The following is a 12,763-nucleotide window of genomic DNA, read 5'->3' as shown; positions in this document are numbered from 1 at the left end:
CCGACCACACGTCTCTCGCGTACGCCGCCAACCCCGCTACACCCTCTATCACCCGGTGTACCGGTAGTTGCCGAATCCGAGTACGGGGAAGCAAATCGGACCGAGAAAGGCCAGTCCGAGGCCGAAGCCGATTCCTTTGCCGAAGGCGCGGGCGACACCCGCGTGAATCCGGTACAGCGCGTAGATATTCACCAGCGGGACGAGTAGAACCGGCAGCCACCACCACGCGTTGTCGCCGATCTGAAGCATGACATAAAGGTTGTAGACCGGGATGATGGCCGCCCATCCCGCGCGATCCGCCTTTTTGAACACTGCCCACATCCCGGCCAACTGAGCGATCCCGATAACGAGTTGAACCACGACGACACCGAGGCTTCCGTCGCCGGTCTGGAGGGCGGTTACGGCACCGTTCGCTAAAACCATACGGCGGGGTTCCGCGGCGACGAACAAAAACCGTCCGGCTCGCCGGGGCGATGCGATCCGTGTCCCGAGGAGCCGGCACATCAGCCGTCGCCATCGTCGGGGGCCTCGGTCAGGAGGTCCACGCCGGTGCCATCCCCGGGCGATGGGTCGAGAAGCTGTTTGGCCGCGATCACGATCGGGCTGATGACGGAGGTTGCGCCGGCGTCTTCCAGCTTTCGCACGTTCTCGCGGTTGGTCGCGACGGCGCGGATCTCCACGTCGGGGTTGAGCTGCCGGACGGTCAGGATGGTCAGTGCGTCGGCGGCGTCGTCACCGGTCGCGACGATGGCCAGTCGGGCGCGTTCGACGCCGGCCTCGTGGAGCGACGACTCGTCGTCGGGGTCGGCGGCGAGGGCGCCGATGTCCCGGTCGGTAAGGCTCTGTATCACCTCGCGGTCGGGTGTAACGACCACCACGTCGGAGTCGGGGTCGGGGTTCTCGTCGAGGATGGCAGCGACGATGTCGCTGTAACCGAGCACGAGTACGTGGTCGTCGAGCCGTTTGAGGTCGGTGTCTGACATACGTCCGAGTGCCCTCGCGAACCGCGCTTGAATGACCGGCCCTAAGAGTGTTCCGAGGGCGACCGCGAAACTGGCCGTCCCGATAACGACCACCGACATACCGAACAGCCGTGCGACCTGCGAGGTGGGCGTCACGTCGCCGTAGCCGACCGTGCTCGCGGTAACGAGCGTGTAGTAGAATGCGTCGACGAGCGTCGAGACGCCGGCGAAGTCCTCGCGGAGCGCGTACGTACCGACGGTGCCGTAGATCTGTGTCCCGGCGATTGCCACGCCCGCGGCGAGCTGTGCCGGCGTCAATTCGGCTGTCCGGTCAAATCGCCGCCGGGTGTACAACACCTTCGGCAGCGTTACGACCGAGAGAGCGACAAGCGGGAGCGAAAGCGGACTCGATTGCAACACGCCTTGGATGGTCGTGACGGGCAACAGCACCACCGTCGAATACCACGCTACCCGAAGCCGACGCCGGAGACCGTACGCGCTCGCGATCATGAGAAAGCCGGTCAGCGCTCCGGTGAACCCCGCGGTCCGCTGGATCGACCGCGGGATAACCTCGGCAAGCGGACCGACAACCGACTGCGCGCCGATGTTCGCGATACCGGTCGCAACGGAGAGCAAGGCGACGACGGCGGTGAGCGCGACGGTCAGCCGAAGCCCGAACGCATGCCAGCCGACCCAGCGATCCAACAGGTGGGACGGGAGCGACGGAGTCATTCGTTCGCGGACCCGGCAACTGTGACCACGTCGGCTCGGTGCCCCGTCCCACCCCCAGCGACTCGTCCGTCGTCTCTCATCGGTTCGAGAGCCGTCATGACCACACCTGCACCCCACACCGAGAGGTCGGGAACACCCGACGGAGTGACCGCATCACGCACCGATACACGTGGTGTCTGCACGCGCCGGGGTGTGTCCCGCCGATTCAGACGAGGCGCTCGGACGCGGGCGCTTCTGCTGACGCCCGCCCCGCGTCGGCGCGGCGGATGCGGATGCGGACGCGGCCCGTCGGTGTCTCGACCGCAGACACACGCTCCGCCGCCGTATGCGGTCCGATGACCTCCATCCCGCCGGATATGTCGTCCGCCGAGCGGTCCCGGTCGGTGGTGTCTCACATCGTCCGGTGTTCGGCGGACGTGATTGTAAACACCACCGCCGTGGTGTGGCGGAGCCGCAATCACCACCGGTCCGCGCGGTCTTTGTAGCGTTTGAACCGCGCCCGCCCGGCCCGCCTCGTCGACACTCGTCGCGGTCCGGTCGTTCTCCCGTTGGAGAAAGGGTGTGGCCGTATCGACGGACGTCCCGTCGTCGTTCACGTGGAGGACATGGAAGATGTCGTCGGAGGCTGTCATTGATCTACGCCCGTCGCATCCACATGGCTGGTGGCTCCCTGATCGGTAGCCATGGTGACAACGAGCCAACCGCACACCGTTGGGCGAGTTGCGGCGACCCTCTGGAGGATGGGTGGATTATACGCCGAGCCACTCGTCGTTTCGGATTTCGTACCCCCTCGCTCGGCAGAACTTCGCCGCCTGCCGGCGAACGTCCCGGGAGCCCGGGAGCGTCTCCTTCTCGTGGATCCAGCCGACGATCCAGTCGCCGATCACCTCGATCCCCTCGTCCTCGTCGACGGCGTCGATCGATCGCAGTTCGCGAAACGTTCTCTCGTAGCCCGTGTGCTGTGATCGGCCGAGCGTCTCGTTGGTGAGAGTCGCGGCGGCCTCGACGACCCGCTTCATCGCCGCCGCGACCGTCGGCCGCTGAACCCGCACGCTCACGGCCGTGGGAGCGTCGAACGTCTCGTCGGCCGTCTCGGAGATGAGATCCGCAACGGTGTAGCTTCCGTCGGCCGACTCGATCGGGTAGTCACCGACCGAAGCGACGACATCGGCCCCCGTCACCGGGAACGTCAGCGCGCCGAGTTCGGCCTCGAACTCGTCGAGTGTCGCCGTTTCGACCGGCGGCTTTGTCTCGTCCATCCGTTCCAGTTCCTCGACGAGGGCGCGTGCCTGCCGTCGACCCTCGGCGTCGTGGGCCTGCTTGTCTCGCCCGCTCTTGTCATCTGACATTCACGAACGCACGGCGGCGACGCTGATAACCCTGTTGTCGGGGACAAAAAACCGGCGGGTGGCCGTCGCCTCGACCGTGTCCGAGACCGGTTTAGGCGGGCGAACCCCGATCAATACATATATACGTGACTCCGATGAAGTCAAGAACGTAATCTTGTCCCGATAGGGTAGTGGACTATCCTCTTGGCTTCCGGAGCCAGGGACCGGCGTTCAAATCGCCGTCGGGACGCTCACCTCGGTCACGATCCGACGAGCGAAGCGACCGGCCGGGGGATGTAGTGAGTTTTATCGGGATGTAGAGGCGACCACAGCCAAGAAATGCTTCGATCCATCGAACGTGCGCTGATCGACGGGCTGGCCGGGGCGGTCACAGAGGCGGGACACGACCGCACCGTCGACCCCTCGGCGCTCGAACTCGAGGACTTCGACGACGACGAGAAAGGCGAGTTTTCCTCCGCGATTTCGTTTGCTATCGCCGCCGACGAGGGGTCGAACCCGATGTCGGTCGCGTCGTCCATCGCCGACGCGCACGAGGCGGCCGGTCTCCCCGAGGGAATCGGTGCCGTCACCGTCGAGAACGGTCATATCAACTACCACCTCGACGTCGAGACGATGGCCCGACGGACGTTGTCGGCCATCGGCGACGAGGCGGCGTCCTACGGTGCCCGCGAGCACGCGGCCCCCGAAACCATCATTGCGGACGTCTCCTCGCCGAACATCGCCAAGCCACTCCACGTTGGCCATCTCCGGAACACGATCCTCAGCGACGCTCTCATGAACGTTCTCGAGGCGTTGGGCCACGACGTGGCTCGGGACAACCACCTCGGCGACTGGGGGGTGCAGTTCGGCAATCTCCTCCACGAGTACGTCGAGTTCGGTGACGAGGACGCCTTCGAGGAGGACCCTATCGCTCACCTCCTCGACCTCTACCAGCAGTTCGAACAACGCGATTCGATGCTTGAGGATGTCGAGGCGTTCGAAGCGCTCACCGGGTCGTTCGAGGAGGCGGTTGCGGCGGAGCGCGACCACCACACCGCCGCCGGCAAGGAGTGGTTCGCCCGCTTAGAGGACGGCGACGAGGCGGCGGTCGAGCGCTGGGAACGGTTCCGCGAGGCCAGCATCGAACGCTTCGAGGCCGTTTACGAGGAACTCGGTGTGGACTTCGACCTCTGGATCGGCGAGAGCTTCTACGCCCGAGAAGGGTGGAACGACCGGATCGTCGATCGGGCCCTCGAAGAAGGCGTGGCGATGCGTGCGGCGGACGGATCGGCCTTCATCCCGATCTACCCCGACGAGTACGAGGACGCGGGTGACCCGGAACGGGTCGATGTCGACCCCTCGCTGGCCCGTGCCCGCGAGGCCCTCGATGCGGCCGGGAACGTCGAGGATGCCGACTTCGACCCCTTCTACATCGTCAAGTCGGACGGGTCGACCGTCTACGGGACGCGGGATCTGGCGACCATCGCCTACCGGATCGAGGAGTTCGACGCCGACCGGTCGGTGTACGTCGTCGCCAGCGAACAGGACCACTACTTCTCGCAACTGTTCGTCGCCGCCCGAAAAATGGGGTTCACCGACCTGCGGTTACAACACGTCAACTACGGGATGATCAGCCTCCCCGAGGGGAGCATGTCGACCCGTGGCGGCCAGATCGTCACCGTCCGCGAGGTACTCGACGCCGCCCGGGATCGTGCCCGCGACATCGTCGAGGAGAAGGGCCGCGGTGTCGACGACGACGAGGTCGCTGTGATCGCCCGGAAGATCGCGCTCGCGACGGTCAAATACGGAATGGTCGCCTCGAACCGGGGCAAGGATATCACCTTCGACATCGACGAGGCGGTGTCGCTTGACGGCGACACGGGGCCGTACGTCCAGTACGCCACGACCCGGGCGTACAGCATTCTCGACGACGCCGAGTCGGTGCCGGAAGCGGACGCCATCGACCCCGGAGCGTTCAACGACACCGATCACCGACTGATCTACCATCTCGGTCGCTATCCGCTGGTCCTCAACCTGTGCGAGGAGCGATACGACGCCGCACCGCTCGCGCGCTACCTGCTGGATCTGGCACACGTGTTCAACTCCTTCTATCACAAGAACCGCGTGCTTGACGCGGAGTCGGCGGCCGGTGAGCGCCTCGCATTGACCGCGGCCACCGCACAGGTGTTCGAGAACGGACTCGGGCTTCTCGGGGTCGACACCCTCGCGGAGATGTAGGTCCGGGTGCTTATGACCCCGTGGACCGGCCGGACGCCCGTGATCCGACGCGACTGGGCGCGGCTTCTGCCCGTCCTGATTCTGTTCGTGACCGCTGGGTGTGTCGGGACGACCCCGGACGCCTCCACACCGACGACACCCGAGGATGCGGTGACCGTTCGTGTGACCCACGTGGTCGACGGCGACACGGTCGACGTCCGTTTTCCGAACGGTGGTGAGGACACGGTCCGACTGCTCGGCGTCGACACTCCGGAGGTCCGAGCCGAGAACGATCCGACGGAGTTCGAGGGTGTCCCCGACACCACGGCGGGTCGTGATTGTCTCCGGCGGCACGGCGAGGAGGCAAGCGCCTACGCGGAGAACATGCTCGCCGGCCGTGCGGTGACGCTCCGTTTTGACACCGCCGCAGGGCGACGAGGCGGTTACGGCCGCCTTCTCGCGTACGTCGTCGTCGACGGTCGCTCGTTCAACACGGCGTTGCTTGAACGCGGCCACGCCCGCCTCTACGACGCCACCTTCCGCGAACGCGACCGGTACGCGTCGCTCGAAACAACGGCACGAGAAAACCGACGTGGCGTCTGGTCGTGTGCGGCGTAACGCCGTGAACGGCACCGAAATGAGTGTTGAAACGGTCCCACGAGCCTACCTCGCGGCGGCGTCAAGGACGCCATGCGCCCGAATAATTACCCCGACGTATCCAAAAAAACTTTAGTATTACCGGAGAATATGTGCTGACACGCATGACGCCACTGAACGTCCGCGGGGTCGAGACGGCGGACGGGCGGACGGCGTGGACCGACGCGATGGAGGGGCGATGACGGCGACAAAGGCCGATCTCGCGGGACAGTTGGCGGTCGTCGCCGGCTTCGAGAACCCGCAGGCCGCCCTCGAACAGTATCCGACGCCGCCGGAACTCGCGGCTCACGTGGTCCACATCGCGGACCTGAACGACGACATCGAGGGCCGGACGGTCGTCGATCTGGGCGCGGGGACGGGGATGTTCACGCTCGGCGCGGCGCTCCGTGGCCCCAGTCGAGCGATCGGCGTCGAAATCGACCGTGACGCGCTCCTGATCGCCCGGGAGAACCGACGGCGGGTCGGCACCCGCACGGAGATCCATTGGGTCCACGCCGACGCCACGGACGCGCCCGTCCGGCCATCCGGTCCCACGACGGTCGTCATGAACCCTCCGTTCGGCGCACAGAACGGAAACGAACACGCCGACCGCGCGTTTCTGTCGACCGCCGTCGACATCGCCGACATCTCCTACTCGGTACACAACGCCGGGAGCCGGGCGTTCGTTGAGTCGTTCGCGGCCGACAACGCTGGCGAGGTGACACACGCCTTCGCCGCGGAGTTCGATCTCGACAACCAGTTCGACCACCACGCCACCGACCGGACCGAAATCGACACCGAGGTGTTTCGGATCGAGTGGCCGTCGTAACAGATGCTTATGAGCTTTCGTCCCTTGTGGCTCACTCGTAGGTTTCCCGTCGAGCGACGCGAACCTGCGTCGACCCGTCGATGGCGTAGATCCGGCCGTCGGCGTTGGTGAACTCCAAGCCACCGGCCGACACCGTCTCGTTGACCGCGGGGACGGGTGTCGTCTCCGATCGGTTACCGACCGAGACGTTGAGTCGGAACCGGTCCGAGCCGCTGACGACGGAGACGTTCCGGCCGGCGATCACGGGGCCGGCCCGGGCCGGCGGAGCGGTGTAGGCCGTCACGTTTTCACCCCGGTGGGAGAGTCGCACCCGGTAGGTCGTGCCACCGCCGACGGCGCTCCACCCCTGTCGCTGGACGCGAACCGACTCCCGCCAGCCGACACCGCCGACCCTGACGCGGGTCGTTCCCGTGAATGCGAGTCGGCCGGCCGGTACGGCGGTCATCCAGATACCACGCTCGCGGTTCCTGACGATCACCCCCGAGGTGTTGACCCGTGTCGTCTCTCCGAACGCCTCGATATCGACGACCGACACCATCCCATTGGGGACGTTCTCGGCGTACGCTACCTCGTATCCGCGCACCGTCACCGGGTCGGCGTCGCCGGGCAGGTCGCCCCCGGCCGAAGTCGTCAGATTCACCGGCACCGCGGGGCCGGCGATGGCGGCCGTACACAACACCAGCACGGTCGCCCCGACCTGCCACCGGGGAAGCGACCTGAAGGCGTCGGTGTCCGCGGGTGTCGACAACAACGGGCGTGCCGACGCCGCGACGGTGGCGGCCACCAGCGTCGCCAACAACACGACGAGTGCGAGGCCGGCCGCCCGGTAGAGGACGTACGTCTCGCCACCGCGGAACCAGTACACCGCCCACAACGACTGTGCAACGCCGAACAGGGCGACACCGGTTGCGACCCGGGCGGCCGACGGTCGGTCATCGCCGCGGGCACGAGCCAGCCACACGCCGAGGAGAACGCCCGCGAGAAGGCCGATTGCGTGGCCTTGGATCGCGATGTCGGCCCACCACGGCGACGAGTACGACGGGCCGGCGCTTGCGGTCAGCGTCGGCTGCTGAAACGCCCGGTACAGCGTCCGGACCCCGTTGCTCGCCGCGAGTGCGACGACGGTCGTGATCGGGTAGTGAACGAGCGCGAAGCCCGCGAACGCGAACACGACTCCGGAGAATCCGATCACCGGGCCGACGGCGAACACCGACGTGAACAGGCCAACACCGACAACCGCCGCCGGAACGACGACTAACGCCCGCACGTAAGGGTTGGTCAGCGGCGAGGTGAACGTCTGGGTGCCTCGCTCGCGGGGGAAATGTCCCCACGCATACTCGGCTATCGGGGCGAGTGCGACCGTCCCGACCAGGTTGCCGATCAGGTGTGCAGGCCCGAAGTGTGAGAACGCCGCCGCCGCGACACCCAATGGGTACAAATACGACCACGCTCGGAACGGGATGGTGACCGGCGAGTACCAACCGGACCAGCCACCCTGGATGAAAAGATACACCCCGAGAACGAACCCTAACACCACCAGCGTTCCCCAAGGCACGCCGGCGAGAAACCGAGACCGGAGCCGAGCGCCCCACCGACCTCGTGGGCGGTCGAGGGAAACGACGACGAGGACCGAAACAAGGAGTGCGAGGCCCAGCGCCAGCCGGAACAGGGTCGCCGCATCCGGGAGACCGAGCATGTCTCCTGTTGTCGACCGGGCGGTAATGAATCCGGTGGGGGCGTGTCGTCGAGACGCGCGGGCCGTCCCGGCCGGTTACAGTTTGCTCTCGGCGTCTTCGGCGAGTTCGGCCATGCGCTTGCCGACCCGGCCGGCGCCGGAGAACTCGTCTTCGCTCATCGCCGTCGCTAAGGCGTTGCCGAGAACGAACACCGCGTGTTTGTGTTCGCTTTTCGACTTGTGGACGTGTGAAGGGTCGACACTCAGCGATTCGTACGGGTCGAAAATACTGTCGTCGACCGACTCCTGGCTACGGAAATAGTTCATGATCGTCACCATCTGTTCATGCAGCTCGAGGAGTTCTTCCTTGTGCATACCCCCGTGTACGACCGTATACGGGTTAAGGATTATTGCGGCGGGCTCCCACGCTCAGAAGACGTACTCGTCCTCGTGACCCATCATGCCCTCCTCCTCAAAGCTTGGCTCTTCCTCTTCGATCGGGCCACTCGTCTTGTAGGCACGAAGACCGGTCGAGAGCAGTTCTTGAATGGCCTCCTCCCGACTGACGAACTCCCCTTGTTCGACCAACTGAGCGATCTGCATCTCCAGATGTTCGGGGACGGTTATTTGCACGTTCGGCATTTGGACGCTTGACGCTTTGCGAGGGGCGTATTTAAATTCTATGGGGTGATTCGTACTTCGACAATCCCGCGCCTTGACGGACAAGTAATTTCACGTGGATAGTAAACTCGAGTTAACGAATCGAGTATCGGACCGGTACGCATAGGTGAGTCGCCGCCTGAAACAGGATATGGATCGGGACGCCACCGACATATACCGCGAGTTTGGCGACGAGCGTCTCCCGCCGGGACAACACCGCACCGACTCCTTTCCCGTTCTCTCGAAAGGATCGACCCCACGGGTCACACGGGAGGAGTGGACGCTCTCGGTGAGCGGCGCGGTAGCGGAGGCGGTGACACTCGACTGGGACGCGTTCACATCACTGGGCGTGGAGACACAACGCCAGGACTTTCACTGTGTCACCGGTTGGAGCCGGTTCGATTGTGAGTTCACCGGCCTGCCGTTTACCACGCTTGCCGAACGCGTCGGCGTCGGGTCGGAGGCGGTCCACGTCCTCTTTCACGCCGCGGACGACTACACGACTGACCTCCCGTTGGACGCCTGCCTGCGCCCGGAGACGCTCCTTGCGTTCGAGTTCGACGGCAACCCCTTGCCGCGGGACCACGGCGGTCCCGTCCGCGTCGTCACGCCCCACCGGTACGCCTACAAGGGCGCAAAGTGGGTAACCGGCATCGAGTTCCTCACCGAACCGCAACGCGGATTCTGGGAGAAACGGGGGTATTCGGTCACCGCCGACCCCTGGGCCGAGGAGCGTTACAGCGATAGTTAGGTAAAAGCGTACGGCGCACGCAAGAGTTTATAATGGGTATCCCCCGAAACGACGAGACGGAGACCGGTCTCGTCAGTCGGTCGGTCCGGGGATCGGTGCCGTCGCTCCGTGCTGCCCTCGATGCGATGCCGGCACCCCGGACGTTCTGGACCGGTCCCGACGAGGCGACTGTCGTCGCGGGCGGTGTCGCCGCGGCCGTTACAGCCGACGGTCGCGACCGGTTCACGTCGGTCCGCGACGACATCGACCGGCTACTGCGCTCCGGCGACGTCCACGCCGGAACAGAGGCCGCCTGTCCCCGCCTGTTCGGCGGGTTCGCCTTCCACGACGAGGCCAGCGACAACAACGGCACGTGGGCCGACTTTCCCGGGGCGCGGTTCGTTCTGCCGCGTGTCCAGGTCACCGACACCGACCGCGGAACGTGGGTGACGGTCAACGCCGTCGGCGCGGATGCGACGCCAGAGGCCGTCGAGCGTCGTCTCGAGGAGGCACGCGAGCGACTCGCCGCCGTCGAGGAGGCCGGCCCCCGCCGCGGGTCACACATCGTCTCGCGAACGCGGACGACGCCACGCGAGACGTGGCGGGAGTCGGTCGCGGCGGCCGTCGATCGGATCGAGGACGGCGACCTTCGGAAGGTCGTTCTCGCACAGGCACTCGCCGTGACGCTCGATGACCCTCTGTCCGTGCCGGACGTGCTTGCCGACCTCGGCGAGACGTACCCCGACTGTTATCGATTCCTTGTCGAACCGACCGCCGGCCTGGACCGACCGAGCCTTTTGGGCGCGACGCCCGAACGGCTGGTCAGCCGTCACGGGCGGACGGTCACGACCGGTGCGCTCGCCGGTACGACCGGCCGGGGGGATACGCCGACCGAGGACGACTGGCTGGCCGCCGAACTCCTTGACGACGAAAAAAACGCCCACGAACACGACCTCGTCGCCGAAACCATCCGCGAACAGCTCTCGCCGTTTGCGTCGTCGGTCACCGCAGGCGGACGACGGGTCCGACGACTAGAGACCGTCCAGCATCTGTTTACCCCCATCACCGCGACGCTCGATCACGACACACACGTTCTCGAGTTGGTGGAGGCGCTTCACCCCACACCGGCGGTCGGAGGACTCCCCCCGGAGCGTGCGCTCGCAACCATTCGTGAGACGGAGCCGTTCGACCGCGGGTGGTACGCCGCGCCCGTCGGCTGGGTCGACGCCGCCGGCAACGGCTCTTTCGCAGTCGCCATTCGCTCCGCGCTCGCCCGCGAGACGACAGCCACGCTCTTTGCCGGCGTCGGCATCGTCGCCGACTCCGACCCCGACCGCGAGTGGGACGAGGTGCAACTTAAATATCGGCCGATCCTCGACGAACTGGAATGAGCGCACCCAACCGCAACGTGCTCTGGGCGCGGGCACTCGTGGACGAACTCGCCCGGGGCGGCGTCGATGCCGTCGTCGTCTCGCCCGGAAGCCGGTCGACGCCGCTCGTCACCGCCGTCGCCGAGTCCGAGGAGCTGACCGCCTACTCCGTTCTCGACGAGCGCTCGGCCGCCTACTTCGCGCTTGGCCGCGCCCGCCGAACCGGCGACGTGACGCCCCTGATCTGTACCTCCGGTACCGCAGCCGCGAACTATCATCCCGCGGTCGTCGAAGCGGACGAGGGTCGTGTGCCGCTCCTTCTCCTCACCGCCGACCGCCCCCCGGAGCTCCGCGAAAGCGGCGCGAACCAGACGGTCGATCAGGAGAAGTTGTACGGCGACGCCGTCCGAGGGTATCGCGACCTGCCCGAACCGGAGGCCGACGCCCGCAAACTCCGGTCGCTCCGGACGACCGTCGGCCGGGTGCTCGCCGAGGCGACGGGCACTCCCTCGGGGCCGGTCCACCTGAACTGTCCGTTTCGAAAGCCGCTGGAACCGACACCCGTCGAGGACGACGTGCCAACCGACCGCAACTCCCTCGCCGTCGCCGGTCGCGACGACGACCGGCCGTTCGTGTCGACAACCGCCGGCGTCCCGCGACTGGATCGTTCCGACAGGCGCGCGTTCTCGGAGGCGTTGTCGGTCGGTCGGGGGCTGATCGTCGCCGGACCGCCGGACCCGCCGGGTGCCGATCCGCAGGCGGTGACGGCGCTCGCCCACGCGACCGGCTTCCCGATCCTCGCGGACCCGCTTTCGGGCCTGCGCTTTGGCGGCCACACCCGTGTGACGACGACCGTCGGCGGCTACGACGGCTACCTCGACCCGCGGGTGACGGCCGACTGGCCGGATCCGGAGGTCGTCGTGCGTATCGGCGCGTCGCCCACCTCGAAGCGTCTCCGAAAGTATCTCGCCCGAACCGGGGCTCGCCAGTTCGTCGTCGATCCGGCGGGCGGGTGGCGCGAGGCGGAGTTCCGGGCGACCGACCTCGTGGTCGCCGACCCATCGCGCCTGCTCGCCACCCTCGCGGAGACGGTTGGCGGCCCGGATGCCCCCGAGTGGCGCGAGCGGTGGACGGCCGCCGAACGCACCCACCGCGAGGTGGTAGCCGGCGCGAACGACGACGGCGCGGGCGGCTACTTCGAGGGAGCCATCCTCGCCGACGTGACCGACCTCGCCCCTCAGCCTGCCACACTCGTCGTCTCGAACTCGACGCCCGTTCGCGACGCCGACCGATACGCCGCCCCGGATTTGGCCGCCTACACCGTTCTCGGAAACCGCGGCGCGTCGGGCATCGACGGCATCGTCTCCACCGCGCTTGGGGCGGGCAGCGCCACCACCGACCACCTGACACTCGTTATCGGCGACTTGGCCTTCTACCACGACGGCAACGGCCTCCTGTCGGCGCTTCGCTGCGGCGTCGACGCGACGGTGGTGCTGATCAACAACGACGGCGGCGGCATCTTCCACCGCCTCCCGATCGAATCGTTCGACCCGCCGTTCACCGAGTCGTTCAAAACGCCACACGGGATGGAGTTCGAACCGACGGCCGACCTCTACGACCTCGA

Annotated in this window: 11 protein-coding genes, 1 tRNA gene and 1 pseudogene; 7 read left to right on the top strand and 6 right to left on the bottom strand. The window is 66.5% G+C overall.

All coding sequences use genetic code 11. The features are described 5' to 3' along the window. Positions 1-48 precede the first annotated feature (48 nt). From Q0925_RS10070 to Q0925_RS10060, 3 genes are all read right to left on the bottom strand, one after another. Positions 49-423, bottom strand: a complete 375-nt coding sequence (locus tag Q0925_RS10070) for a DUF5684 domain-containing protein (protein ID WP_299334946.1) — start codon at positions 421-423, stop codon at positions 49-51. A gap of 80 nt (positions 424-503) precedes the next feature. Continuing rightward, positions 504-1,694, bottom strand: coding sequence for an NAD-binding protein (locus Q0925_RS10065; RefSeq protein ID WP_299334943.1), 1,191 nt, complete (start codon positions 1,692-1,694; stop codon positions 504-506). Between the two features lie 749 nt (positions 1,695-2,443). Beyond that, complete coding sequence (locus Q0925_RS10060; RefSeq protein ID WP_299334940.1) at positions 2,444-3,043, bottom strand: hypothetical protein; 600 nt, start codon at positions 3,041-3,043, stop codon at positions 2,444-2,446. A gap of 156 nt (positions 3,044-3,199) precedes the next feature. Here Q0925_RS10060 and Q0925_RS10055 point away from each other — a divergent pair. From Q0925_RS10055 to Q0925_RS10040, 4 genes and pseudogenes are all read left to right on the top strand, one after another. Next, positions 3,200-3,272: transfer RNA gene (locus Q0925_RS10055), tRNA-Arg, on the top strand. A gap of 89 nt (positions 3,273-3,361) precedes the next feature. Beyond that, positions 3,362-5,260, top strand: a complete 1,899-nt coding sequence (locus Q0925_RS10050) for an arginine--tRNA ligase (protein WP_299334937.1) — start codon at positions 3,362-3,364, stop codon at positions 5,258-5,260. Between the two features lie 39 nt (positions 5,261-5,299). Further along, positions 5,300-5,851, top strand: a pseudogene (locus Q0925_RS10045) (thermonuclease family protein); the annotation flags it as partial. A 223-nt stretch (positions 5,852-6,074) separates the two neighbouring features. After that, a complete protein-coding gene (locus tag Q0925_RS10040; RefSeq protein WP_299335054.1) occupies positions 6,075-6,704 on the top strand; it encodes an METTL5 family protein in 630 nt (209 codons plus the stop codon). Positions 6,705-6,735: 31 nt separating this feature from the next. On the opposite strand, the gene Q0925_RS10035 is transcribed toward Q0925_RS10040, so the two are convergent. The 3 genes from Q0925_RS10035 to Q0925_RS10025 form a co-directional block, all read right to left on the bottom strand. Further along, positions 6,736-8,400 (bottom strand): rhomboid family intramembrane serine protease, encoded by a 1,665-nt coding sequence (locus tag Q0925_RS10035; protein WP_299334931.1) that lies wholly within the window; start codon positions 8,398-8,400, stop codon positions 6,736-6,738. A gap of 75 nt (positions 8,401-8,475) precedes the next feature. Further along, on the bottom strand, positions 8,476-8,754 hold the full coding sequence (locus tag Q0925_RS10030) for a UPF0058 family protein (RefSeq protein ID WP_299334928.1): 279 nt from the start codon (positions 8,752-8,754) through the stop codon (positions 8,476-8,478). Positions 8,755-8,808: 54 nt separating this feature from the next. Continuing rightward, complete coding sequence (locus Q0925_RS10025) at positions 8,809-9,021, bottom strand: ribbon-helix-helix domain-containing protein (protein WP_299334925.1); 213 nt, start codon at positions 9,019-9,021, stop codon at positions 8,809-8,811. 169 nt (positions 9,022-9,190) lie between these two features. On the opposite strand from Q0925_RS10025, the gene Q0925_RS10020 reads away from it, so the two are divergent. From Q0925_RS10020 to menD, 3 genes are all read left to right on the top strand, one after another. Next, complete coding sequence (locus Q0925_RS10020) at positions 9,191-9,790, top strand: sulfite oxidase-like oxidoreductase (RefSeq protein WP_299334923.1); 600 nt, start codon at positions 9,191-9,193, stop codon at positions 9,788-9,790. Positions 9,791-9,822: 32 nt separating this feature from the next. Further along, complete coding sequence (locus Q0925_RS10015; protein ID WP_299334921.1) at positions 9,823-11,160, top strand: isochorismate synthase; 1,338 nt, start codon at positions 9,823-9,825, stop codon at positions 11,158-11,160. Beyond that, the coding region (gene menD, locus Q0925_RS10010; RefSeq protein WP_299334920.1) for a 2-succinyl-5-enolpyruvyl-6-hydroxy-3-cyclohexene-1-carboxylic-acid synthase at positions 11,157-12,763 on the top strand (1,607 nt) is incomplete at its 3' end. The genes Q0925_RS10015 and menD, both read left to right, overlap by 4 nt.

Origin of the sequence: Haloplanus sp. (assembly GCF_028275055.1) — an archaeon.
Taxonomy (GTDB): Archaea; Halobacteriota; Halobacteria; order Halobacteriales; family Haloferacaceae; genus Haloplanus.
Note: the sequence above shows the minus strand (reverse complement) of the source record. Positions and strands in the feature narration are given on the sequence as shown.